The following is a 25,716-nucleotide window of genomic DNA, read 5'->3' as shown; positions in this document are numbered from 1 at the left end:
AGTACATCCAGTACGAGGGCCTGCACCCGGCACACCGAGAGCACGCGCCGGACGCCGCTCCTTGACGGGCAAACGCTGCCTGCCGGGGCACTAGTTCCCGCTTCCCGTCTCCTCGGCCCGGTCGTACGCCAGCCCGCTGGCGCCCTCGCCGAAGCCGGCCCGGCGGCGTCGTGACACCCAGACGCAGGTCCGGCCGCCCAGCCAGCGGGCCCGCCGTACGGAGCGCAGGATCCGGGTGCCGGAGCGTTCGACCTCCTCCTCGCGGACCTGGTAGACCGCCGGATCCGTAAGGCGATCCGGGGTGAGGACCCGGCCGACCGGTGGGACGCTCTCCAGCGCGCCGTCCGCGAATCGCTGCATGGCGGCGCGCTGGAGGGCGACCGCGCGGCCGGTGGCGTCGACGCGGACGGGCAGGAAGGGAATCCAGTTGACCGGGACCGTGGTCTGCAGGCGGTAGCGCAGCGGGGCCGCAGTCGGTGGGTCCGCAGGTGGTGCGTCGGTCACCGTGAGGGCGCGCTCGCGTCCGTCCCAGGGGCGGCCGACGCCGTTCTCCGTGGTGACCTCAAGGGCCCAGACTATGTTGGCCTGTTCGTCGCGCAGGAAGCGCACCTCCTCGATCACCGGACCGTCCACGGTGGCCCGCAACGCCGAGGGCGGCAGTACGCAGTAGTCGGCTCTGCCGCCCGCGGGGTCACTGAGGGAGAACATGGTCCAGTCGTCGTCCTCGGCGTCGGCCCGGTCCACGAGCGTCCACTCGTCGAACACGTCCCGTACGAGGAGTTGGTCGATCCGCTGTACGGAACCGACGGGCCGGCCGAGCGGGACGGTGAACCAGTCGTCGCCGTGCACCAGCATGAAGTCCAGTACGAGCGTCTTGGCGAGCTCGCGCCGATCGGCGTCCAGGGCGGCCCAGTTGTAGCGCGCGTCCTCGAACTGCCACCACCGGCCGTGCGGCAGCCCCGCGAAACCCGGCCGGGTCGGGAACAGACTGCTGTGCGTGGTGGTCACGGTGGGCGCCGGACCCGCCGTCTCGGCGCCCGCCACGTCGAAGCTGTACCAGTCGTACTCCCCGTCCGGCCCGGCTCGCGCGCTCAGCCGGTCCCGGCCACCGCCGGGTGTGGCCGCCAGCACCTCGACCTCGTAGTCGAGCCGGTCGGCCCGCCAGGCGGGCGCGTCGGCCCGGCCGAGCGCCCCGTACGCCTCGTCGGCCCAGGTGAGGAACGCGGCGAAGGCCGCCGTGACGGGGGCCGGGTCCTGGCCCGGCGGGAGCGTCAGTTCCGGCGGCGGCGCGGGCGCGGCGGCCTGGGCGGCTGCCCGTGCCGTGAGGCCGTCGACCGCGCGTCCACCGCACACCCGCAGGAAACGGGTGAGCGCGGGGTCCGCCCGCTCGGCGTCGTCCGCCTCCTCGGGGCGGGGCACCGGGAACGCGGCGCGGACCGCGGCGGCCATGTCCTGGCCGGTTCCGCGTGCGGTCAGTTCGCGCAGGAGAGCGTGACCGAGCTCGACCGCCGTCCGCCAGTCCGGGGTGGCCTCCTCGGTCTGCGTCAGCGCCTCCAGCGGGGAGCCGTCGTACCGGGTGAACGGCCCGGGGCCGCTGCGCCAGCCCTCGAACCCGGCCGTGCTGGTCGTGAAGGTGACGTACGCGGGCGAGGCGGCGTCCTCCCCCTGGAACTCGCCGAGCTGCCACTGCCGGGCCAGGAACCACAGCGGGTCGCGCACCGGTGCTTCGAGGCCCCGTACGAGGCTGTCGGAATGCGGGGTCGGTTCGACGCGGTTCCAGTAGGTGACGCTGGGCATCAGTCCTCCCGCAGGATCGTGGGACGGCCGGTCAGCATCCCTGTGAACGAGGTGGTGACCGTGGCGTTCCTGACGTTGGCGGCGAGGTACGCGGCGGGCAGCAGCTGTCCGTAGCGGCCGAGGTCGCACAGGTCGACCGCCCGCACATGGGCCAGCTCCAGGGTTTCGAGGAGCGTCGCCTCCAGGTCGTCGTAGCTCCACTGTCCGGCCGTGGTCGGCGGTACGGCGAGCAGCACGCTGTGCGGTGCCTGGGTGCCCGGCGCGTCGTAGTGGAAGGCGACGCCGGTCTCCTCCTCGTGGTTGGGCAGGATCTCGGGCCAGGTGTCGAGGAGCAGTCCGTTCCAGGGCGCGTCGACCGCCGGCAGGTTGCCGAACAGGGCGAGCGAGGTCAGTCCGGAGCGGTGGGGCTGTCCCGCCGGGTGGGTGAGCGCCGCCCACACGGCGTCTTCCTGCGGCGGGAGTTGGGCGATGCGGGGGCGTTCGAGCGCTGTGCCGGTCGTCCGGGCGTAGACGATCACCTGTCGCCAGGCGTCGAGGGGTTCGCGGACGCGCAGCACCCCGGCGAGCCAGCCCTCCACCGTGCCGTCCGGGTCGGCGCCGAGGGCGGGTTCGGTGGCCAGCGCGGGGGCGAGCGCCTCGGGTGCGGCCGGACGGAACGGGGGCAGTACGGGAAGCGCCCGGCCGAACACCGCGTGCAGCCGCTGCGCGGCGTCGGTGGCGCCGGAGCGGGCGGCGATGCGGCGGTCGAGCTCGGCCGCCGCCGCGTCGGCGAGCGTCAGCAGTGTGTCGCGTGCGGCCGGTGCGGCGTCGTGGCGGGTGGGCGGGAAGGCGTCGGTGACACCGAGGGCCGTGGCCTCCAGGAGTGCCGCGCGCAGGGCGGTGAGGCCGGTGGCGGTGCCTTCCGGTGCGGCGCGGACGTCGGTGAGGGCGTCGCCGAGCCGCTGGGCGGTGGCGTCGAGCGCGGTCTCCGCCGTGTCGGCGCGGCCGTCGTTCTCCGCGGTCATCGGATCAGCCGAGGCGAGGGCCGCCTCCTGCTCGGGCGCGACGAGGTCGGCCGGGGTGAGCGGTCGCGCGTGGCCGAGTGCGCGCGCCACCTCCGACAGCAGCTCCAGCGCCTCGGCGAAGCTGAGGGCGGCGCTCCCCGCGTCCGTGTGGTCGACGGTGACGGCGGTGTCGGGCCCGCTCGCCCCGGTGACCTCCCAGGCGATCCGCCGGTCCAGCTCGGCCGACGCGGCGCCCGCCTGGAGCGCGGCGGCGTGCAGCAGCCAGTCGACCGGCGCGAGCGCGAGATCCGCCGCCGTGACCGTGCGCGGTGCCGAGCCCTCGGCCGTGGCGACGCAGCCCAGTCGGGCGGGCGGCCCCAGGAGCGCGCCGAGCCAGGCGTCGAGCTCGGGCGCGGCCCGTGCCCGGGGCGTCGCGCCGAGCGCCTGCCACTCGGGCGGCAGGTCCGTCGCGGAGAGGACGAGTGCGACCCGCTGGTGCAGCACGCCGCCGCCGCGTGGTGTCCTTACCACGTCCGGCTCGGGCGGGCGGTGGCCCTTGGCGAGGCTGTCCAGGGTGGCCCCGGCGGCGGCCGGACTGCCCCGCAGTGTCTGATGGACCGACTCGGCGAGCAGCAGGTCGGCGACCGCGTCGACGGCGTCGTCGAGCTTGCGCAACTCGTCCTCGATCGCCGCGCGTTGGGCGGTGTTCGGGGTGAGCCCTGCGCTGCCCCACGGGATGGTCCCGGCACGCCGGGCGGCACGCAGCCGAAGCCCGTCGACGACGTTGCGGGCGGCCACCGACTCCGCGGGCTCCCCGCTGTCCTGCGTCTTGTTCGCGACCAGGGGGTACAGCGCGCGCAGGTCGTCGATGAAGCGGTCGAGTTCCACCCCGGGGTGCCCCTCGTGCAGCCCGCGCTCGAAGCGGTGTCCGAGCCCCGCGCCCAGAGGCTGGTCCGCGCGCACGCCGTCGATCAGCGCGAGAGCGGCCCGTACCCGCCGGGAGGAGAGGTCGACGGCGTACGCCTCCTGCCCGCCGCGGGCGAGTCGCGCGCCGCGCAGCACGGCGGCGGTGGCGGCGTGGGCCATCGAAGGGGCGTGGACATGGCCGCCGGAGTCCGTGCGCGCGCGGGCTGGCTCGGCCGAGGCGCCGACGCCGACCGGCACGAGTTCCGGTGCGGGATCCGGCCGCAGGTCCTCGATCCAGCCGTAGCCTCCGACGTGGACGCCGAGGGGCTGTGCCTGCCGCATCCGCGCGAGGCGCTGGGTGCTCAGCGAGGTGATCCACGGGTCGAGCCGGTGCGAGCAGGTGTCCAGGGTCTCGGTGAAGAGGCGTTCCAGTTCGGCGCTGGGCAGTTGTTCCAGGGCGCGCAGGTCCTCGCGTATCCGATGCAGCGGCGCCAGTGCCCGGCGTACCTCGGCGGGGCCGGTCTGCCGCCCGGCGCGCGGGTCGGCGAGGAAGACGCCCAGGGTACGGTCGCCGGTCACGCCGGTCAGTCGCTGGTCGAACCGGGTCCAGGCCGTCGGGTCGGGCCCGCGCCGGCCCGGGACCACGTCGATCAGTTCCGCCTCGAAGCGTTCGTCGACGGCGGCGAGCCCGCGCCAGGTGAGCAGGTCCAGCGCGGCCGTGTCGTACGCGCGCAGCAGGGCGTGGCGGAGCATCAGGAACAGCAGGGGCTGGGGTCGGCGTCCGGTGGGCGTCGCCCGCTGGTCGCGCAGCGCCTCGGGTGAGGCGGTGCGCAGCCAGGCCAGGTAGTTGACGACCAGCGGCTCGGTCTCGGACAGCGGTTCGCGCTGGACCATCGGTCCGGCGAAGTCATGGGCGAGATCGCCGAAGGTGAGCCGCAGCGCCCGCGCCCTGCGCGGCCCGTCGTCCCCCAGCTCGTCCAGCAGGGCCTGTGCCGTGGTGCGCTCCAGGGCGCGCCAGGGGCCGGGGTCCAGGCCGAGGAACCCGAACAGGTTCGTGTGCAGGTCGGGTCCCAGGACCTTGCGGATCTGTGCCCCCTGCGCGCTGGCGTGCTGCCCGAACACCTCGGTCAGATCGGCGTCCGGGTCGGTGGAGCGGCCCAGTCGCGGGACGGTGTCCGCGGCGGTCCGCCAGCCGCGCAGCAGCAGCCTGAGCCAGCCGGGCATGGCCTCGCCCAGCGGTTTCTCGGCGCCGGGCTCGGGCGCCCACCGCGCCAGGGAGCTGACCGGCAGCAGCCCGTACGGCACCGCTCCCGCGCGGAAGGCGGGCAGCGGCCCGCGCGCCCGGACGTGCGCGTCGGCGTGGGCGCGCAGGGCCCGCGCCGTGGCCTCACCGATGTCGGGGGTCATCATCTGGTCGAGGAAGTGGCCCACGGTGGCGGGCCACAGGGCGGCGGCCATCGCCCGCGCGGGAGTCTGCTCGTCGCGTCCGGCACCGGCGACATGGTCGGCGATCGCCGGGGCCAGGCCCAGCGCGGTCGTGAATCGCCGCCCGTCGGTGCCGGGCCCGGCGGCGGGCGCGCCCCGCGCCACGGCGAAGCTCGCCGCGCCCGCCGGGTCGGCCCGGGGGTGGTCCGAGGGCGCGTCGGCGGAGTTGTTGGTCCTGGCGCCCTGCGGCACGAACGCCCAACCACGGCTGAACCGCAGCCCGTCGAGAAGGCCCGCCAGTTCCTCGGCCTGCCGCAGCGGATCCTGTGTGGTGCGCACCCCCGTGGCGAGGACCTGGTCGAAGCCCGTCGCGAGATCCACGGTCGTGAGCGGGACGACGACCGCCATCCCCGCCTCGACGGCCTCGTCGAAGGAGTACGCCCACCGCAGCGCGGGCTCCACGGACAGCCCGTCGGGGGTCAGCGCGACGGAGTCGTCGAGGCTCTCCTCCTCGCCGTCGCCGCTCATCCGCAGCGTGAACGCCAGGCCCTCCCGCACCGGTTTCCCGATCACCCGGTGCACCACCGACCCGCCCCGCAGGCAGCTGACGATCCAGCGGTCGGGCAGCAGGGGCGCCTCGGGCGCCCGGTGCCAGCCGGGCGGCCGTGGCTCGCGCGGCGGGAAGACCGGGGTGCCGCCGTCCTGGGTCGGCTCGGTTCGCGCCACGATCCATGCCGCGCGCTCCGGCGTCGCCTCCGCGACCAGCGCGGTCCAGGCATCGGCCTCCGTCATGCCGTCGTCCCGCACCCGCCGCCAGTACGCCTCGCCGGCCGTCGCCTCCGCGTCGGTGAGCAGCGGCTCGAAGCCGTGCGCGAGCAGTCCGTCGGGATAGATCCGCACCAGCAGCCGCCCGGACCTGCTCCCCCTGTCCCGCCGGAAGCGGGTCTCCAGTCGTACGGGAAGCAGCGCCACCGGGAAGCGGGCGTCGAGTCCGCCGATCCGCCGCAGCGGGTCCGTGACGAGCCGCGCCAGTTCGCTGCCGAGCGTGTCCAGGGCCTGCCGCTCGTCGGCCCGCGCGGTGTGCAGGGCCGCCAGCGCGCGGGCGTGCTCCTCGGTGAGACGCCGCCGGTCCGCGTCGGGCGCGGCGGCGAGCGCGTCGCGTGCCGCGGCGAGCCGCCCGGCCGCTCTGCCCCGCTCGTCCTGTGCCGCCGCCCGGGCCGCGCGCAGCCGCTCCGCCCTGTCGCTCATGGGGTGTTCTCCTCCGGGAGCAGGTCCGAGCCGTGGATGGCGACCCGGAACGGCCGTTGCAGCGTCACATAGGCCAGATCGGAGCCGTTGGCGCCGGTGGCGCCGCGGCCGTGCTCGGCGTGCCAGGCGAGCGGCGGCTCTCCCGGCGCCGGGGCCACCTGGGTGGTGTCGGGCAGCTCCGCGTCCAGGTCGATGTGACCGAGGGTGGCCAGCGCCGCCGGGTCCGCCACGAGCTGCGCCCAGTTGAGGTCGTTCCAGGTGGTGGGCGGTGCCGCGTAGTGCCCGTCGTCCGGGTCGAGACCGAACACCGGCTCGGTGGGCTGCTCCTGGAGCATGAAGTACCAGCCCTGGTCGTTCTGCGGGTTGTCGTCGCCTCGGACGTCCTGCGGCAGCAGATCGAATCCGTAGAAGGAGATGTCCGGGTCGAGCCGCCCCTCGAACACCGGGAACCTGCGTTGGTCGCCCAGTGCCCGCTGTCCCTGGTCGAGGACCGTACGCACCGCGTAGACCAGGGTGTTCGGGAAGCGGCGCAGGATCTCGCCCTTGACGAGCAGCACCACATGGCCCTCGCGCGGGGCGGGGCTGCGTCCGGTGTGCGCGCCGAGGGCGGTGGCGGGCCCCCAGCGGTGGATCTCGTCGATGTCGCGCAGTGTCGCCGGGTCCGCCGCTCCGCCGCCGGGGCCGACGGTCCCGCGCACGTCCCAGAACTGGCGGAAGTACGTGCCGCGTTGGTCGGTGGGAAACTCGTGGTAGAGCAGTTCGCGGGCCATTTCGTGGCTCAGCCCGGCCATGTACGCCTCGATGAAGCGCTGGTTGGTCTTCAGCAGTGTCGCCGTGTCGGGCGGAATGCGGCCCACGCCGGGCAGCAGCCACTCCTGGCCCAGGTCCCGCAGCGGCTCGTACATCGGTGTCTCGATCGACGGCGCGGCCATCACGGGCTCCAGCGGGTCCCCGAACTCCCAGCGCACCCAGGGTGCGACGGTCAGCCGGTGGCGCAGGCCCTCGGCGACGGTGAGGTCCGGCCGCACCCGGTCGGCCAGTGACTCGGCCAGCCCGTCGAGGTTCGCGACCGTCAGCCGTGGCCCGGGCGCGGGAGGGGCGTTGAGGTCGCCCAGCAGGTCGGCGTACGCGTCCTGGAAGCGCGCGGCGGCGGCCAGCGCCTGCGCGGGTGGTACGTCCACCGGCACCGGGCCCGTGTCCCACCGGCCGGGTGCGCTGATCGCGGGCACGAAGTCACGGGCCGGTCGCACGGCCCGGACGTCCTCGGGCCCGGCGTCCGCCTCCAGCAGATGCCGTCGGTCCAGGGCGGCCCGTCGTGCCCTGCTCGCTCGCGCGAGCGCCGCCGATCCGGCCGCCAGTGCAGCGACGCGCCCGGCCGGGCGTCGCGAGGTGCGGGCGGCGGCGGCCGTGCCCAGCGCGACCGCGACCCCCGCCGCGACCGGGCGTACGGCGTGCGGCAGGGCGCCCTCGCGGGCCAGGGCCTCGATCACCCGGGCGCGGGTCACCAGCACGGCCGGAGTCGCCACGGGCGGCCGGGCCCGCACCTGTGCCGTGTTGAGCCGGGCGAGCAGCGGCGCCGTGCCGTCCACCCGCAGCCGGGCGGCCCTGCGGCCCACCGGTCCGGCCGGGCGCAGCGCCCGCCGCAGGCCGCCGTCGAGCGCGGCGTCCGGTACCGGGCTGCGCCGCAGCCGCTCGTGGATGGTGATCGCCGGCGCGCCGGGGGATGTGAACCGCGCGTGGAGCGGCGCTGTCACGGTCAGGAAGTCCACCGCGGGCAGCGGCAGCAGATGCCGTTCCAGCAGCCGCTCGGACGCGGCACGCGAGGCCTGCGCCCGGCGCAGTTCGGCGTTGGCGGCGAGGATGCCCTCGACCTGGTTCCAGGCCTCTGCCATCAGCTGCTGGTCGTGGGCGCGTACGACGTCGGCGCCGAGCCCGGCCGCCGCACGCAGCCTCGGGTCGGCGTTCAGCTCGTGGAACCAGCGCGGCGGTGCGCCGCTCTGTGTGAGCAGCCGGCCGGCGGCGGCCTGCCAGCGCACCCACAGCGGAGGAGCGACCGTCAGCGGGCCGCCGGGGGTCTGAAGCAGGTCGGCGGGCCGGTTGAGGAGGGCGGCGAGCGCCGTCACGAAGGGGCCGCGTTCCTGCGCGCTCCACGGGCCGCTCACCGCGTCCGGGGCGATCAGCGCGCCCTCCATCGCGAGCGGCGCGCCGGCCGCGGGCGGCAGCGCCGGGTCCGGTGCTCCGACGAACATGTCCCGCAGGCCGGTGCGGTCGTCCACCGGACGTGCCCGCAGCCGGCGCGCGAGCGTCTCGAAGTCCCCGGCCTCACCGGTCTGGAAGCTCCACGCGTAGTACACGGGCAGGCGCACGCGCACGGCGCCGGGCTGCCAGGCGGGCGTGAGTGCGTCGACCGTGTCGTCCAGTGACGCGCGCAGCCCCGCCAGTCTGCCCCGCTCGAACGCGGGGACCAGGAACGCCCGGTAGCGGGTGCGCGGCGCCAGTCGGCGTGCGGCGACCAGCCGGGACCGGACCCGTCGGGGCTGGTGGCGCACGACCTCGTCCAATGTCTCCGCCGCCGCGTCGAACCCGTCGAGCTGTACGTGCGCCCACGCCCAGCTCTGCGTCAGCAGGGGCAGGCTCCCGCCGCTGTCCACGGTGATCGCGGCGAGGGTTCCGTCGCCCAGGGCGGTGCTCTCCTCCACGACGGCGTGCTCGGGCAGCACCGCCAGGACGATCCAGGGCCGCAGCCGCCCGCGCGTGTCCTCGGCGCGGGCCGGGGTGAACCGCCAGGGGAAGTCGGGCTGCGCGAACTCGACCGCGGGGAAGCAGCTCGGCTCGGCGTCGTTCTCGTCGGGCCCGGGTACGGTGCGGATCACCACCCGCGGATCGAGGGCGGCGACCTCGCCGGGGCCGTACAGCTCGAACGGGGTGGTCACCGGGCGCCGTTCGCCCGCCGCGTCGATCCCCAGCGTGATCGGGACGGCGGCCCGCGCCGCTCCCGTCGTCGTGCCGTCGGGCCGGTCGATCTCCCGTGCCAGCCCGCGGCGCAGCCATGGCAGGAAGGCGTACGAGGCCGGGGTGGTCATGGCACACCCGCCAGTTCGTGCGCGGGCACCACCTGCAGGCCGGTCCGGTCACCCGCCCGCTTCCGCGCCCCGTACGCCGCTCCCTTGGTGAGGCCGGTTCCGAGATCGTCGCGCGCGGCGAGCGTGTCGAGCGAGGCGACGCCGTACGTCTCCGCGGCGAGGACGACGCCCCGGTCGGCGGGGACGGCGGCGGTGAACCTGCCGCTGCCGGTGTTCTCCCAGGCCGACACCGCACGGCTGCCCCGCGCCACGGTGACGAGCTGGAACTCCCGCTCCAGCGGCGCGCGGGGAGCGGGCCGGTCCTGCCAGGGCGCGTCGATGATCCGGGTCTCGTACTCCAGCCGTGCCGACTTCAGCGCCGCGAGCGGCCCGTCGACGAAGTCCCCGCCGACGCCGACCCCGGCGTCCATCTCCTCGAACGAGGGCCGTGAGAGCTGTTCCGTCTCCGACAGGTCCTCGAAGTCGCCGGGCGGGAAGTACTCGCGGACCACGTCGAAGTCCGTGGTGAGGGAGTCCCCGACGGAGACGTCGCGCAGGTCGAAGCGGTCGGGGCCCTGGATCTCGTACTGCCCGAAGCGCTCCAGCGGCCGGTTGAGGGGCAGGACCGTCTGGCGCAGGGTCGCCGAGCCCATCGGGTGCAGCAGCGGGGTGCCGGAGGCGTCCGGCGGGGGCCGCAGGGCGACGGCCGCGGCGAGGTCGGGGGCCAGACCGGGTGACCAGTTGTCGGCCCTGCTGATCGCGGCTTCGAGCAGGGGCCACGGGTCGCTCGGCGGCAGCAGGTTCTCGCGCCGCTCGCCGAACTCGGCGTCGAAGGGCACGCAGATGTCGAAGAACAGCAGCGACAGACAGCCTTTGCCCCAGGCGTGGAAGGGCGCCGGACCGGTCAGGTGTCCTTCGACGGAGATGCCCGCGATCCGGTCCGAGCCGTGGAACAGGCCCATCCCGGCGTCGAAGTCGACACGGAACGACAGCGGGGCGACCACCAGCAGCGCGTCGAAGCCCAGCCAGCCCTTGACGGCGAACCCGCCGGCCTCCGCGTAGAGCTCGGCGCGGGCGCCGAACTGCCGCGAGTTGGACGTGAACGCGAGGTAGGCCTCCAGGCTGACCCGTGGGTTGTCGCCGGTGCCGAGCGCGATGGTGACCCGGCGCAGGTCGGGGAATCCGGGCGGCGGGGTGACCTGCGGGTTCATCCCGCCGACCGCCAGTGCGAGATTCGGGGGATCGGCCCAGGAGAGCCGCAGCGCCATGTCACCGGAGAGCGGGAAGGCCGCCACGTACGAGTCGTGCAGCGAGGCGTCCACGGCCAGCAGCCGCTTGGCGGTGTCCAGTACGGCGACGACGTCGATCTGGAGCGAGACGACCGGGAAGTCCTCGGGAAGGGCCACGGAGGCCTGCCCGACGAGCGCGAAGATGACCGGGTCCGGCACGTCGAGCAGCACTCCGAGCTCGGCGCGGACCAGTGTCGGGGTGCCCCAGCCGAGGATGGCCATCGGCCCGAACACGGAGCGGCCCGGTGCGACGGGGAAGATCGTCGTGAGGTTGGAGACCAGTGTGTGCGCGTTCGCCACGGGGTCCTGCGGGAACAGGACCGCGTCGACGGCACCGGTGCGCACCCCGGACAGGAACGCGTCCGTGTCCAGACGGCGGTTGACCGCCGCGAGCCCGCCGACCCCGTTGAGGGTGAACCCGTAGCCGAGCTGGATCGGCGGGAACTCGGCCGAGATCGCGATCAGCAGGGAGAAGCCCGGCGCGGGCAGGTCGGCGCCCTGGGCGTCCTTGGTGTCGAGGATGCCGACGGCGGTGACGCCGATGTCCAGGATCTCCAGTTCGAGGATGCCGGTGTAGCGGCCGGACTCCGGGTCGATCCCGATGAAGCCGCCGCCCGTCACCACTCCGCCCGCGTCGATCACCAGACCGAGGCCGGACGGCGCCAGCACCTCGAAGCCGACGTCGAACGGGCCCGCGTTGCCCGGCTCGAAGCGGACCGGCAGGTGCACGCCGAGCCGGTCGGCGGTGTACGCGACCGGACCCAGCGCACCGGAGAGGGCCGCCGACGCACGGAGGTCCACCGCCGGGGTCACCCCCGCGCCGGCCTCCCCGCGCACGGCGAGGTCCACCCGGTCGAAGCGCAGCACGCCCGGTCCGGCGTGCGGATACAGCGTCACCTCGAACCCCGCGCCGGCCTGGAAGTCCAGACCCGTACGGGTCGACCACAAGAGGCCCAGCGGCAGTTCCACCCGGGAGTCCCCGCCGCCCAGTACCGAGCCGAGGAAGGCGTCCAGCGAACCGGCCGACAGCACCAGCGCCGCCCCGCGCGCCTCCGCGCCGAGCACGACCTCGACCTCGCCGCCCCGCACATCGACCGCGACGGACACGGTCCCGCCGGCCAACTCCAGCCGGTTGCCGCCCGGTTCGCCGAAGAGCACCGCCGGGGTGTCGGGGGCGAAGAGGAGCGAGAAGCCCAGACCCGCCGACGGGAGGGCGTGACCCGGCGCGAACGGATAGCGGACCGAGGTCTCGCCGGGCCGCAGCACCACACCCAGTTGCTCGGCGAGATCCGTGCCCGCCCTCAGCCGGAACGTCCAGCGGCCGCCGAGATCGATGTCCTGGTCGATGCCGTCCGGCACCATCGGCCCGATCACCATCCCCGGCAGGGCAGCGCCCTCGGCCGGCAACTCGGTGACCGCCAGCCCCACATCGTCGTACGATCCGGCCACCGGTACGTCGAAGAACGGCATCGTCAGCCCGTGCCGCAGCGGGCGCGCCGGGGGCCCGGTCGCCAGGTCCTGGACGGCCTGCGCGTAGGCCGACGACACCGGGCCGACCGAGGACGACAGGCCCAGCGCGAGCGTCAGCTCGCCCAGCAGCTCGGCCGCCTTGCGGAACTCGAAATCCGCGGTGCCCCAGCCCAGTACCCGGGCGGGGACGTCCACCGGATCGGCGAGCACCTCGGGCAGCCGCTCCCACTCGAAACGCGTCCGGACGAACCCCGGCCGGGCGCCCGCGGGCTCCACGGCCTCGAAGCGCACCACACCCAGGAGTTCGAGGACCGAGAACAACCGCGGCACCTCGGCCAGCAGATACTCCGCCAGCAGGAACTCGAAGAGGTTGCGGGCCAGTTCGCCCATCGCCGCCGGATCGACCCCGGGCGGTACGTCGCCGAGCCCGTCCATCGCGAGATAGACGTCCCCGACCGCCTCGATCACCGCGACGATCTCGTCGGGTCCGGCGTCGTCGGCGAGCGCCCCGGCCGCCGCGGCGGCCTGTACGGCGGCGTCGGCCACGGCCGGGTAGCTGGGCGGCAGCCCCTGTACGTCCCAGCCCAGCTGCCACATGAGCCGCCGGAAGGACTCGGCGTCGCGGAAAGCCCTGTCGAGCGGCTCGACGGCCGCCGTCAGATGTCGCGCCACCGCGTGCAGGGTGGACCGGTCGTCGTCGCTCATGTCGGATACCTGGGTCCGTAGTCGATGTCGATCCGGCCGTGCTGGGTGGGGTCGAGGAGGTCGACCATGGCGTAGCGGCAGACGGGACAGAACTGGTAGGCCTGGTCGGGTGCGCCGGGCGGGCCGAACTGCTGCCTGCGCATGATGCAGATGCCGGTCGGCCGGTACACGTCGCAGTCGAAGATGACGCCGTTCTCGTACAGCCCGACGATCCAGGAGGAGAAGCGCGGCGGGGAGGGGACGGTGCCCGCGGCGAAGTTGGTCGCCGGGGTCGGTGTGGGCAGTCCGGCGCCGGTGCACGGCTGGTTGGCGGGGGCGCCGTCGGCCGCGTTGAGCGGGTTGCGGGTGGCGTTGATGCGGGCTCGGACCGTGGTGTGCAGCAGTTCGAGGTCGTCGCCGAACACCCGGGTGGCCGGGTCCGGGTCGGGTGCGCGCACGGGGCAGATCAGCAGGGAACCGGCGGGGAAGTCCGCGACCGTGAAGACGGCCGCCGTCAGCGCTTCCAGCTCCATCTCGGGATCGGCGACGGAGGTGACGATGAACCGGTCGCTGGGCGCCGGGGCGCTCACCAGCGGCCGTCGCCGGAAACGCACGACATCTCCGACCACGAACTGGTTGGCGTGGCCGGCCTCCAGCATGACCCGGTAGACCGAACCGCCCAGGTCCGCCGGCTGCGCGTCGAGCACACCCGCCCTGCGCAGCCGCGGCCAGCGCCATTTCACCTTGTCGGCGTCGAGGTTGCCGCCGGTCAGCAGGGTGCTGCGGGGCTGTACGTTCGGGACGGAGGCGAGACTGGCCACCCGTGTCGCGGGCAGGGCGCCGCCACCGCCGTACTCGTCCTGGAGGGCCATGGAGTGGCCGAGTTCGTGGGCCGCGGTGGTCCAGGCGTCCAGATGGACCGTGGGGATCGTGTCCGGGAGGAGGTTCTTGCCGAGGCCGCCGGTGGCGTCCTCGATCCGGTGGTGGTCCTCGTCGTCGGTCGTCATGCCGATGGTCCGGCCCGAGGGCGAACGGTGCCTGTTGCCGCCGCCGTTGCGCCGGGTGTGCACCAGCATCAGGATGCGGTCCTCGTCCTTGCCGCCGCGGACCCAGTTGCCGCCGACAGTCGTTCCCGCCGGGTCGCGCAGGGCACCGAGGAAGTCGTCGAAATCCTGCTCGTCGAAGCGTGACGGATGGGGAACGGCCACCCTCATCTCGGAGAACCGCTCCGCCGCGGGCCGTTCGCCCAGGCTGTACGCGAACGCCGAGTCGGGTTCGTTCAGCAGGAACAGATCATTGGTGGCCGGCGTGGAGGGAGCGGCGATGTGCACGGCCGCCGCCGCACCGCCCGCCGGCACGGCCGTGTCGGTCTCGCGTGCCTCGGCCCGGGTGCCGGACGCATTCGAACGCCGCGTCACCTCACGGGCGTTGATTCCGGCCTGGGCTGATTCGACCCATGCCATGCAGTAGTTGAACTTGTCCTTCAGCAGGTCGTACGGGCGGGTGCGGCGCCGCTTGCGCAGCCGGGTCACGATGCCCCGGGCGAGCTTCTCGAAGCCCGCCCGGTCGGCGGCGGTGAAGCCGTCGGGCAGGATCAGGACGTTGACCGAGTCGGCCAGGGCGCCGAAGCCGGGGCCGTCGATCAGGGTGAGGGTGACGGGGGTGTTCCAGGGGCCGGTGGCCTTGGCCGTGCCGGGCGCGCTGATCGAGAACGGCGCCGGGAGCGTCGCGGTGATCGTGGCGTTGCCGGTGTTGGCCGCGCCGGTCAGCAGCCCCGTGGCCGAGGCGACACCGGTCGTGGCCGCCGCGCTGGTGGTCCAGACGATCGCGGGCGACACGGAGCCGGACAGCCGCACGAAGGTGCGGTCCGCGCCCGACGGTGACGTCTCCGGGCACCACGCCGTCAGATCGCCGAAGAGGCCGTCGGCGAACTCCGCGAGCAGCGTGAACCGGTTTCTGCGGACTCCCTGATGCACGGTGAGCGTGTCGGGCGTGAGCCACATCCGGGTGATGGAGCTGTGGATGTGGAACCGCTTGTGCGTGGTGAACGTCGACGCGCCCTCTCTCACCGTGGCCACCACGAGAAAGTCGAGCAGCCGCGGCGAGGCCGACAGCGGCGCCGTCACGGTCACCTCACCGGTGGTGCCGTTGACGGTGACACCGGCGGTCCCCGCCGCACCCGCGACGAAGTTCTCCCTGAACGAGACGGTCACGCCGGCCTGCGGGTTGTCGGCCCGCCGGTTCCCCAACGTGTCCTCGATATGGAGCAGGTGGTCCAGCCGTGGCCCTACGACGCCCGGGACGAGGTGGACGTCCTGGGCGGCTTCACGTGGCCAGAACAGAGAGCGCACCGTCATGGTCGATCACGGGATGTCCGGAGAGGATCGGGGGGCAGGAAATCCGGAGAAGTGTGAGGTTCACGGCGTGAGTTGTGCCGTGGGAACGCGCGTCTCACTTCCATGCTGCGACCGCGTTCCGCAAGCCGCAACAGGACGCGTGACCTCGCCCGGGGTGCGCGCGCCGACGGAAGACCGTTGCCGCGTCAACGGTTGACGCGGCAACCACCGGCGCCGCCGCACTCGGGCTTCGGCCACTCCGGGCGCGTGGCGGGCGCCGTCGCGCGAGGATTTCCGGAGGGGGATGTGACCGGCGATGTCGAGAACGGCGGCGCCGCTCCGTCCCAGGGGTGGACACGGCCACCGTGGCCGTCCCGGAGCAAGGAGGCCCGGCATGGCGATCCAGCGGCTGGACAACGTCCTCATCGTCGTCGACGACCTCGACGCCGTCGTCGCGTTCTTCGTCGAACTCGGCATGGAGCTGGAAGGCACGTCACCGGTCGAGGGACGTTGGGTGGAGCAGGTCATCGGGCTCGACGGCGTCCGGCAGGACGTGGCGATGCTGCGGACGCCGGACGGCCACGGCCGCGTCGAGCTCGCGAGGTTCCACACCCCGAAGGCGGTCAGCGCCGGGCCGAAGGACGCACCCGCGAACACGCTCGGCATCCGTCGCATCATGTTCGCCGTCGACGACATCGAGGACACCGTGGCCCGCCTGCGCACGCACGGCGCCGAACTCGTCGGCGAGTTGGCGCGGTACGAGAACGTCTACCGGCTCTGCTACGTGCGCGGACCGGAGGGCATCATCGTCGGCCTGGCCGAGCAGCTCGGCTGAGGACCGGGAGACGATCACGCACCTCATCCCAGCCCCGACCTGCACATATATGCCCTCCTGTACCCTTTAGTCATGGTTTCATGAGCGTTCCGAGCAGCAGGCAAGGAGCCGTCAGCCATGTCACTCGCCCGCGTCCACAACTTCTCCGTCTCGCTCGACGGCTTCGGCACCGGTGAGGGTCCCAGCCAGGACGCACCGTTCGGCCACGCCGGCGAACGACTGCACGAGTGGATGTTCGCCACCCGCTGGTGGCACGAGACGGCCGGCGGTTCCGGTGGGAGCGGCGGCCTCGACGACGCCTTCGTACGGCAGTTCACCCCCGGGATCGGCGCCGAGATCATGGGCGCCGGGAAGTTCGGCTACCCCGGATGGCACGAGAACCCGGACTGGAAGGGGTGGTGGGGGCCCAACCCGCCTTTCCACACACCGACGTTCATCCTCACCCACCACCCTCGGCCGTCCATCCAGATGGAGGGCGGCACGACCTTCCACTTCCTCGACGTCTCACCCGCCCAGGCCCTGGAAACGGCCCGCGAGGCAGCTAACGGCCAGGACGTCCGCATCGGCGGCGGACCCTCCCTGCTCCGCGACTTCCTCGCCGCCGGGCTCGTCGACCACATGCATGTCGCGGTGGTGCCGATCCTGCTCGGCCGGGGCGTACGGCTGTGGGACGGACTGCAGGATCTGGAGAAGGACTACGAGGTCGAGGCCGCGTCGTCGCCCGGCGGGGTCGTGCATGTGACGTTCACGCGCCCGGGGCTTTGAATCGGCCGGGGGCCGGCGGGTCGCCGTCCGGCTCGGCCCGTCCTGCCCGGTTCCCTCACTGCGTCGGGTGGGGCTCAGGCGTGCGGAATCGTCACCGCCGTGCCGATCAGACCCCGGCCGACCGTCCAGCGTCCCTCGAAGCACCTGACGCGGCGACCGCCCAGGACCGGTCCGGGAACGAGGAGTTCGGCGTGAAAGGCGCCGTGCCACGCCGTTCCGGGCCCTGCGGAGATCTCGATGTCGGCCTCGTCGAAGTCCAGCCACCTGCCGGTCAGCGGGAACCATGCCTTGTAGACGGACTCCTTGGCGCTGTACAGGAGTCGGTCCCAGTGAACCTCGGGCCGGTGGGCGGCCAGTGGCGTCAGGCGTTCGCGTTCGGCGGGGAGGGCGACACAGGGGAGGGTGCCGAGCGGGAGGGGCGCGTGGGGTTCGGCGTCGATACCGAGGGAGGCGAGGTCGGCGGCGCGGGCCAGGGCGGCGGCCCGGTAGCCGTGGCAGTGGGTCATGCTGCCGATCAGGCCCCGTGGCCATTGGGGAGCACCGCGCTCGCCGGGCAGTACGGGGGCCGGTGGCACACCGAGCTTCTCCATGGCGCGACGAGCACAGGCGCGCACCGCGGCGAACTCGCGGCGGCGCTTGTCCACCGCCCTGGCCACGACCGCCTGTTCCTCGGGGTACAGCGAGGCCTCGTCATCGCCGTAGGTCTCCACCGCCACCACCGAGTCGGGGAGCAGTTCGTCGATCAACGGTTCCGCGCCTCCGTCTCGGGAGCGCCGGATCACAGGTGGGGTGAGGCCGGGTCGCCGCCGAGTCGCAGGTCGCCCACGCCGTCCAGGATCTTCTCCGCGGACGCGACATGGCGGCCCGCGGTGATGACGTCGCGCAGACACCGGTCGAGCGGGGTGCGTTCGGTGTAGACGGCGGCCGATCCCACGACGTCGTACAGGAGTTGGACGGCCTCCCGGCAGGCCCGGTGTGCGAACTGGCGGGCCAGTGCGGCCGTGCCGCGTTCGGGTGCCCGCCCCGCCGCCTGTGCGGCCCAGGCCTTGTCCAGTGTGGAGTACACATAGGCGTCCGCCGCGCCGATCAGTGACTCGGCGTGCGCGAGGTCGGCAGGGACGCCCGTCCGGGGCAGCGCGGACCGCCTGGCGGTGAGGATCTCCGTGGCGGCCTTCAGGGCGGACCTGCCGATGCCGAGCGGCACGCCGGCCATCTTGAGTCCGAGATTGTCGGCGCGCAGGTGGAGCGGCTCCTGCCGGGAGCCGGGCGGCACGAGTGCGAACGTGTGCCGTTCCGGGACGAACAGGTCGGCGACCTCGAAGTCGTGGGAGCCGGTGCCACGCAGCCCGGTGGTGTTCCAGGTGTCGAGCACCCGCACGTGCGCGGCGTCGAAGACGGCGATCCTCGGGGCGCCTTGCGGGGTCTGGAACCCGGCCATCACCCGGTCGGCGTGGGTGATCCCGCTGCCGTAGGTCCAGCGGCCGGACAGGAGGTAGCCGCCGTCCCTCCGGACCGCCCGGCCGGCCGGCGGCAGCACGGTCGCCGTGATCAGGTCCGGGTCCGGGAACAGCCCGGTGAACATTTCCCCGGGCAGCGAGACCACCGCCAGCGAGGAGTTCAGCGCGACGGCCGCGCACCAGGCGACCGAGGCGTCCCCCTCGGCCAGCAGGTCCACCGCCCGCGTGACCTGCGGCACCGTCATCTCGACGCCGCCCAGCGGCGGGGGCAGGGCGGCGCGCAGCAGCCCGGTGGCCTTCAGGCCGTCGAGTACGTCGGCGGGAAGCCGGCCCAGTCGCTCGATGTCGGGCGCGCGCGCCGGGAGGTCCGAGGCGTACGCCCGTACGCGGTCCATGACGGTGACGGCGGTGAGGCCGGTCCCGGCCCGGGTCGGCACTTCCATGGCGGTCATCCGGTCCTCCCGGTCGGGCTGGTTCAGGTGGAGCGGCGGAATCGCCCGGTACGGCGGGTTCACCGCGTTCTCGCTCGTTCGGGTCACAGGTCGTTCAGGTCCTTGCCCAGCTCGTCCGCCAGCGTCTGGAGGTTCGGGGCGCGCATGACGCTGTAGTGGTCGCCGGGCACATCGACGCTCTCGGCCTCGTCGCCGAGGAGGTCCAGCCACCGCCGGGTGGTCGGGACGGTGGCTCCGTCCATGGCCCGCAGGAGCCGGACCCTGCCCCGGTACGCGGTGGGTTCGTGGTCGGCCAGTGCGCGGCTGAGGCGCAGGAACCGGCCCGTGAGCCGTTCCAGGGTGGGTTCGTCTATCTCGTCCGGCAGTACGGCCGCATGCCGGGCCCGTGTCAGGAGTACGTCCGTCGGGGACCGCTCGCCCGTGGGCTCGAACTCGGCCGCGTCGGGGTTCCACTCGTGTCCCGCCAGCCCGGCCAGGTCGCGGGCGAAGCGGGCCAACAGCGCCGCGTCGGAGGCGGGTTCGGCACGGCCGGGCGGTTCGAGCAGGTCGATGGCCGCGACGAGCTCGACCGTGGCGCCCCGCTCGGTGAGCAGGCGGGCGGTCTCCAGGGCGATGACGCCGCCCATGGACCAGCCGCCGAGCCGGTACGGGCCGTGCGGGAACCGTTCGGTGATCGCGTCGGTGTAGTGCGCGGCCAGGTCGGCCACGGTTCGCGGCGCGGGGTCGAGGTCGGGGTACTGCAGGGCGTGCAGCGGCTGGTCGTCGTCGAGGAGGGCGGCGAGCCCGGCGTAGCAGAGCACATCGCCGCCGACGGGGTGGACGAGGACCAGCGGCGGCCGGGTTCCGGCGTCCCGGAGGGTGACGAGGGCCGGCCGGCTCTCGTCGCCGGGCCGCTCGCGCAGCACCTCGGCGAGCGAGGCGACGGTCGGCCGGGCGAGCAGTGTGGCCACCGGCAGCGACCTGCCGGTGCGCTGCCTGATCCGGGCCATCATCCGCACGGCGAGCATCGAGTCGCCGCCCAGGTCGAAGAAGTCCGCGGTGATGTCGACAGGTCGTTCGGCGGGTCCGTCGGCAGGTCCGTCAGCGGGTGCGGCAGCGGGTCCCTCGGCAGGTCCGTCGGCGGGTGCGGCAGCGGGTCCGAAGAACTCGGCCCAGATCTCGGCGAGGAGCCGTTCGGTCGCGTCGCGCGGGGCGACGGCCGCGCCGGGGCGCGAGGCCGTCTCGCCCGGCGACGGCAGGCGGCCGCGATCCACCTTGCCGTTGGCGGTCAGCGGCAGCTCGTCCAGGAGCACGATGCGGGCGGGCACCATATAGCCGGGCAGTTCCCGGCCGAGCGCCTCGCGCAGCTCGTCCTCCGGAGTGTCCGACACGGCGTACCCGACGAGGCGTCGGGGGCCGCCCCGCTCGCCCTCGGCCACCGCGGCCGCCGCGCGGACGTCCGGCCTGCGCAGCAGGGCCGCCTCGACCTCGCCCAGCTCGATCCGGTGCCCCTGGATCTTCACCTGGGAGTCCGCCCGGCCCAGGAACTCGATGTCGCCGTCCGGCAGGTGACGCCCGAGGTCACCGGTCCGGTAGAGCCGTTCCCCCGTCACCGGGTGGCGCAGGAACGAGGCGCGCGTCTTCGCCTCGTCGCCGAGGTAGCCGCGGGCCAGGCCCGTACCGGCGATGTAGAGGTCGCCGGGGACCCAGGCCGGGCGGGGCCGCAGGGCCTGGTCCAGCACATGGACACGCTGGTTCCGCATCGGCCTGCCATACGGGATGCTCGTCCAGTCCGGGTCCACGTGGGTGATCGGGTGCAGGATCGACCAGATGGACGCCTCGGTCGCGCCGCCCAGGCTCCAGATCTCCGCGTCAGGCAGGACCGAGGCGATGGCTCCGGGCAGGGTCACGGGGATCCAGTCGCCGCTCATCATCACCACGCGCAGCGGCAGCGGGCCGTCGAGGGCCCGGACGTGTTCGACGAACATGTCCATCAACGCGGGGACACTGTTCCAGATCGTCACGCGGTGCCGGTTCACCAGGTCCAGCCAGGCGGCCGGTTCGCGCTGTGCCGACGCGTCGGGCAGGACCACGGCCCCGCCTGCCGCGAGGAGGCCGAACACGTCGTAGACCGAGAGGTCGAAGTGGAGCGCGGACAGGGCCAGTACGCGGTCGCGTGTGGTCACGTCGTACCGGTCGTTGATGTCCTGGATCGTGTTGACCGCGCCGGCGTGCTCGATCGTCACGCCCTTCGGCACTCCGGTGGAACCCGAGGTGAAGATGACGTAGGCGAGATCGTCGGGCCGGGCCGGGGAGGGCGGCAGCGGGCCGCTCGCGCCGGAGTCCTCGGGCTCGGTGTCGACGTGCAGCGCGCGGGTGCCCTCGGGCAGGTCGAGCCCGTCCGCGACCGCCGACCGGGTCAGCACCAGCCCGATCCCCGCGCTCTCCATGATCATCCGGAGTCGGCGCGCGGGCACGGCGGCGTCGACCGGTACGTAGGCGGCCCCGGACTTGAGGACGCCCAGCACCGCGACGACCTGCTCCCAGCTCTTGTCCATCACCACGCCGACCAGGACGCCGGGGCCCGCGCCGCGGTCGATCAGCCATCGGGCGATCCGGTCGGAGCGGCGGTCCACCTCGCCGTAGCCGAGGGTCCGGGCGGCGGTGATGACGGCCGGCGCGTCCGGCCGGGCCTTCGCCTGCCGCAGGAACGCGTCGTGCAGCAGCTCGGCGGGGACCGGGGCGTCCGTGGCGTTGACCGCCTTACGGGTCTCCAGGTCGGCCACCGGCGCGAGCACGGTCGGCGGGCGGCGCCACGCTTCCTCACCACACAGGTCCCGTACCAGGTCCAGATAGGCGTCCCACATCCCGTCGACGACCCCGTCGGGGAACATCTCCTCCACCACGTCCCAGTTGAGGACCAGTTCCCCGGCCTCCTCCAGCGCCTGGTGGTCGAGCCACACCTGCGGGGTGCGCACCGAGCTGGAGGCGAGCCGGCCGGAGGTGCCGAGCGTGGTCAGTGCCGTGAGCGCGCCCCGCTCGCCGTCGCCCTGCCCCGAGAAGCCGATCGTGCTGGTGAAGACCACGGGCATGCCCGCCAGGCCGGTCCCGCCCCGGGTGCGGTTGAGCTCGCGCAGCACCTCGACGCCGCTGACGTGCCCGTGTTCGAGGTCGGTCAGCAACTGGTCCTGCAACCGCCTCGCACCCGAGGCGAAGTCCTCGGCGGGCGCGGTGTCGACTTCGAGCAGAGTGGTCGTGCTGAGGTTTCCGACCACCCTCGCGACGTCGTCGTGCAGGGGCCGCCGGTTGAACGCCAGCAGGTTGAGCGTGAAGCGCGGCGAGGCGCTCCAGGCGCCCAGCACCTGGGCGTACGCGGTGCACAGGGCGGCCGAGGGCGAGATGCCCGCCGTGGCTGCGTGGTCCTTGAAGCGCTGCCACGCCTCCGGCTCGACCCGGGCCGTGCGGTGGCGGAACTCCGGCCGCCGCGGCGCGGGTCCCGGCCGCAGCGGCAGACCGGGCGCGGGCGGCAGGGTGTGGACGCGCTCCCGCCAGTAGGCGAGCGACCTCTCGCGCTGTGTCGCGTCGGTCCCGGCGAGGGCGAGCACATAGTCGCGGTAGGTGACGGCCGGGGCGGGTGCGGCGGGCGTCCCGGACCGGTAGGCCTGCGCCCATTCCCGGAACAGCAGCCCGGAGCTGCGGCCGTCGACGATCAGCGCGTCGAAGTTCAGGTGCAGCCGGGTCGTGCGCGCGTCGAGCAGCGTCGCCCGGACGTCGAACAGCGGCCAGACCTCGGTGTCCAGGACCTGGTGCCGCATCTCCTCGTGGATCTCCGCGAGGCGGCGGGCCCGTTCGGCGGCGTCGCGGGTCCGCAGGTCGACGGTGGCGATCCGGTAGTCGGGGACCTCGGCGAGCACCCGCTGCCGCCCGTCCCCGGTCATCACCGCGCGGAGCATGTCGTGCCGGTCGATGAGTTGCCGCAAGGAGGCGTTGAGCCGGTCGAGGTCGGTCTCCTCCAGGTCGATCTCCACGAGGAAGGAGGTGGGGACGTTGCCGAGTTCGAAGGCGTCGGTCCGGCCGATCAGGTAGGCCTGCTGGAGGTCGGTGAGCGGGAACGGCTCGTGGCGGGCCGCCGGGTCGGCGACCAGGGTCGCCTCGGGCTGCGCGGTGCGGCCGGCGTCGCCGCCGCGCCGGGTCGCCCGGACGGTCCGCGTGATCTCGTCGACGCTCCGGCCGTCCAGCAGGTCGCGCAGCGGAAGTTCGACGCCGAGCCGACGGGCGAGCGTCTGCCGGATGTCCATCGCGATCAGCGAGTCGACGCCCAGGCTGCGCAGCGGCAGTTGCCTGTCGTCGCCGGTGACGGCCGCGCCGCGGGCCTGTCCGACGACGGCGGCCACCACCTCGGCGGGGTCTTCGGTCCCGGGGGCGGAGTCGTGCGGCTCGGACCCCCGCGTTCCGGGCGCGTCCGGGCGTTCCGTTTCGCGTACGGAGGGCTCGGCCGTACCGGGCACCGCCTCCAGGCGTACGCCGTCGGCGAGCGCCACGGGTGTGCCGTCGGCGCCGACGAGCCGTACCTGCGCGACCAACGGACCGCCCTCGTGCGCGACCGTGGCCTCTGCCGGGCGGGGGTCACCCGTCCAGAGCCAGTAGCGCTCGCGCTGGAACGGGTATCCGGGCAGCGACGCGGGTGGCCCGGCGGGCTCGCCGTGCACGCGCGTCCAGTCGATCCGGGCGCCCCGGGTGTAGAGCGCGCCGAGGCTGTCCAGGAGGGTGCGCCGGGGGTCCTCTCCCGCGCGCAGCGACGGCAGGAACGCGGTGTGCTCGGTCGTCCGGGCCTGGTCGAGGAGCGGTGAGGCGGGCCCGATCTCCACGAAGGTCCGGTGTCCGTCGCGGAGCAACGCGGCGAGTTCGTCGGTGAACCGTTCCGGAGCGGTGGTGTCCCACCCGGTCCGGGCCGCCTCCCTAAGTGCGTCCTCCAGGCCTGTCTCGCCCGTCACGCACGCGGCGACCAGCTCACCGATGCCGTGACCGAGGACGGTGACGGGTTCGACTCCCCACGACCGCCACAGCTCGGCGAGCGCGTACGCGACGGCGAACGCGGACGGCACGGGCCGGCCGCCGGACGCCTCGGCGCACCGGTCCAAGGCGTGGCTGAAGTCCGGTTCGGCGGCTGCCAGTTCGGCGATCGCGTCGGAGTACGGCGAGTCCGCACCGCCGGTCGGATCCGGGTGGCCGGTGAAGAGGAACACCGGGCCCCGGCTGCTCCGCGGGGCCCGTGCGCCGACGCGGACCCCGGACGGCAGCGGCTCCTCGCCGGTGCGCGTCCGGGCGAGAAGGTCACGCAGCTCGGCGCGCGAGGACGCGACGGCCGTGAGCCGGTGCGCGAAGTGCGCCCGCCCGAGGCTCGTGGTCCGGCAGATCGACGCGAGCGGGTCGTCGTCCGGGCCGTCGGCGCCGCCCAGATTCTCGGCCCCGTCCCCGCCGTCCACGCCCTCGGCACCATCGGCACCGCCGCCGCCGAGCAGGTCGACGTAGAGAGAAGCGAGTCGAGCGAGGGCGTCCGGAGTCCTGGCCGACAGGGTCAGCAGGCGTGGTCCGTCCTGCCCCGCGGGCCGAACCTCCTTCCCCGGCGACGCCTCTTCGAGGACGACGGGAGCCTCCTCGATGATCACATGTGCGTTGGTGCCGCTGATGCCCTGCGCGGACACCGCGGCACGTCTCGGCCCCGACGTCTCGGGCCAGGCGGTCTCCTCGGCGACGAGCTCGACCGCGCCGGCCGACCAGTCCACGTGCGGGGTGGGCCGGCCCACGTGCAGGGTCGCGGGGAGCCTGCCGTGCCGCAGCGACAGCACCGTCTTGATGACGCCGGCGACGCCCGCCGCCGCCTGGGAGTGTCCGATGTTGGGCTTCAACGAGCCGAGCCGCAGCGGCCGGTCGCGGTCGTGTCCGTAGGCGGCGAGCAGAGCGCGCGCCTCGATCGGGTCACCGAGCGGGGTGCCCGTGCTGCTCGCCTCGACCACCTGGATGTCACCGGGCGACAGCCGCGCGTCCTTCAACGCCTGCCGGATGACGCGCTGTTGGGCTGAGCCGCTGGGTGCGGTGAAGCCGTTGCTGGCGCCGTCCTGGTTCATCGCGCTGCCGCGGACGACGGCCAGCACGGGGTGACCGAGCCGTTGTGCGTCCGAGAGCCGTTCCAGCAGCAGTACGCCCACGCCCTCGGAGAGACCGGTGCCTGCGGCGGCGGCGGAGAACGGGCGACATCGGCCGTCCGGCGACAGGCCCTGCATGCGCGTGAACTCGGTGAACAGCTGCGGAGTGGACATGATCGTCGCGCCGCCGGCCAGCGCCGTCGCGCACTCGCCGCGGCGCAGCGACTGCACGGCCAGGTGCAGCGCGACCAGCGAGGACGAGCAGGCCGTCTCGACGGTGAGCGCGGGGCCGCGCAGGCCGAGGGCGTAGGAGATCCGGCCGGACGCGACGCTGTTGGCCGACCCGGTGGTCAGGAAGCCCTCGGCCTCCTCGGGCACCTCACCGCGCCCCAGCCCGTAGTCGTGGCAGGACAGTCCGATGAACACGCCGGTCTCGGTGTCGCGTGCCGAGTCGGGATCGATGCCGGCGTCCTCGAAGGCCCGCCAGGAGGTCTCCAGCAGCAGTCGTTGCTGCGGGTCCATGGCGAGCGCCTCGCGCGGGCTGATGCCGAAGAAGGCGGGGTCGAAGTCCGCGGCGTCGTAGAGGAAGCCGCCTGAGCCGGTCAGGCTCCTGCCGCCGCCGTTGTCGGCGTCGTACAGGCCCCGCTCCCACCCCCGGTCGCGGGGGAAAGCGCCGACGGTCTCCCCGCCCGCGGCGAGCAGCCGCCACAGGGCGGCGGGCGAGTCGACCCCGCCCGGGTACCGGCACGCCATGCCGACGATCGCGATCGGCTCCCGGTCACCCTCCTCCAGTTCGCGCAGGCGCTCGCGTGTGCGGTGCAGGTCGAGCGTGAGGCGCTTGAGGTAGCCGAGCAGCTTCTCGTCTGATGCTGATGCCATGAC

The 25,716-nt window shown here is 74.0% G+C and carries 10 protein-coding genes; 2 read left to right on the top strand and 8 right to left on the bottom strand.

Annotated elements, in window-relative coordinates:
• Positions 1–90: 90 nt before the first annotated feature.
• The 5 genes from ABZZ79_RS35695 to ABZZ79_RS35675 are packed head-to-tail and all read right to left on the bottom strand — an operon-like array spanning position 91 to position 15,221.
• The gene (locus ABZZ79_RS35695) at positions 91–1,797 is read right to left on the bottom strand and encodes a hypothetical protein (protein WP_356696120.1); all 1,707 of its coding nucleotides are present in this window, start codon (positions 1,795–1,797) and stop codon (positions 91–93) included.
• Positions 1,797–6,359 (bottom strand): hypothetical protein, encoded by a 4,563-nt coding sequence (locus tag ABZZ79_RS35690; protein ID WP_356696118.1) that lies wholly within the window; start codon positions 6,357–6,359, stop codon positions 1,797–1,799. The genes ABZZ79_RS35695 and ABZZ79_RS35690 overlap by 1 nt, the downstream gene beginning before the upstream one ends.
• Complete coding sequence (locus ABZZ79_RS35685; protein ID WP_356696116.1) at positions 6,356–9,442, bottom strand: hypothetical protein; 3,087 nt, start codon at positions 9,440–9,442, stop codon at positions 6,356–6,358. The genes ABZZ79_RS35690 and ABZZ79_RS35685 overlap by 4 nt, the downstream gene beginning before the upstream one ends.
• Positions 9,439–12,885, bottom strand: a complete 3,447-nt coding sequence (locus ABZZ79_RS35680; RefSeq protein WP_356696114.1) for a DUF6603 domain-containing protein — start codon at positions 12,883–12,885, stop codon at positions 9,439–9,441. Before ABZZ79_RS35680 ends, ABZZ79_RS35685 begins: the two co-directional genes overlap by 4 nt.
• On the bottom strand, positions 12,882–15,221 hold the full coding sequence (locus ABZZ79_RS35675) for a hypothetical protein (protein WP_356696112.1): 2,340 nt from the start codon (positions 15,219–15,221) through the stop codon (positions 12,882–12,884). Before ABZZ79_RS35675 ends, ABZZ79_RS35680 begins: the two co-directional genes overlap by 4 nt.
• Before the next feature lie 373 nt (positions 15,222–15,594).
• Here ABZZ79_RS35675 and ABZZ79_RS35670 point away from each other — a divergent pair, with 373 nt between their 5' ends.
• Together ABZZ79_RS35670 and ABZZ79_RS35665 are read left to right on the top strand one after the other, a co-directional pair.
• On the top strand, positions 15,595–16,035 hold the full coding sequence (locus tag ABZZ79_RS35670) for a VOC family protein (protein ID WP_356696110.1): 441 nt from the start codon (positions 15,595–15,597) through the stop codon (positions 16,033–16,035).
• A 117-nt stretch (positions 16,036–16,152) separates the two neighbouring features.
• Positions 16,153–16,800 carry a dihydrofolate reductase family protein gene (locus tag ABZZ79_RS35665; RefSeq protein WP_356696108.1) on the top strand — a complete coding sequence of 216 codons (648 nt, stop codon included), beginning with the start codon at positions 16,153–16,155 and terminating at the stop codon, positions 16,798–16,800.
• Positions 16,801–16,874: 74 nt separating this feature from the next.
• On the opposite strand, the gene ABZZ79_RS35660 is transcribed toward ABZZ79_RS35665, so the two are convergent.
• The 3 genes from ABZZ79_RS35660 to ABZZ79_RS35650 are packed head-to-tail and all read right to left on the bottom strand — an operon-like array spanning position 16,875 to position 25,713.
• Positions 16,875–17,546: a 4'-phosphopantetheinyl transferase superfamily protein gene (locus ABZZ79_RS35660; RefSeq protein ID WP_356696106.1), complete on the bottom strand. Its 672-nt coding sequence runs from the start codon at positions 17,544–17,546 to the stop codon at positions 16,875–16,877.
• A gap of 32 nt (positions 17,547–17,578) precedes the next feature.
• Complete coding sequence (locus tag ABZZ79_RS35655; RefSeq protein WP_356696104.1) at positions 17,579–18,796, bottom strand: acyl-CoA dehydrogenase family protein; 1,218 nt, start codon at positions 18,794–18,796, stop codon at positions 17,579–17,581.
• Positions 18,793–25,713, bottom strand: coding sequence for an amino acid adenylation domain-containing protein (locus ABZZ79_RS35650; protein WP_356696102.1), 6,921 nt, complete (start codon positions 25,711–25,713; stop codon positions 18,793–18,795). Before ABZZ79_RS35650 ends, ABZZ79_RS35655 begins: the two co-directional genes overlap by 4 nt.
• Positions 25,714–25,716: the final 3 nt, after the last annotated feature.

Origin of the sequence: Streptomyces sp. NPDC006458 (genome assembly GCF_040612135.1) — a bacterium.
Lineage (GTDB): Bacteria > Actinomycetota > Actinomycetes > Streptomycetales > Streptomycetaceae > Streptomyces.
Note: the sequence above shows the minus strand (reverse complement) of the source record. Positions and strands in the feature narration are given on the sequence as shown.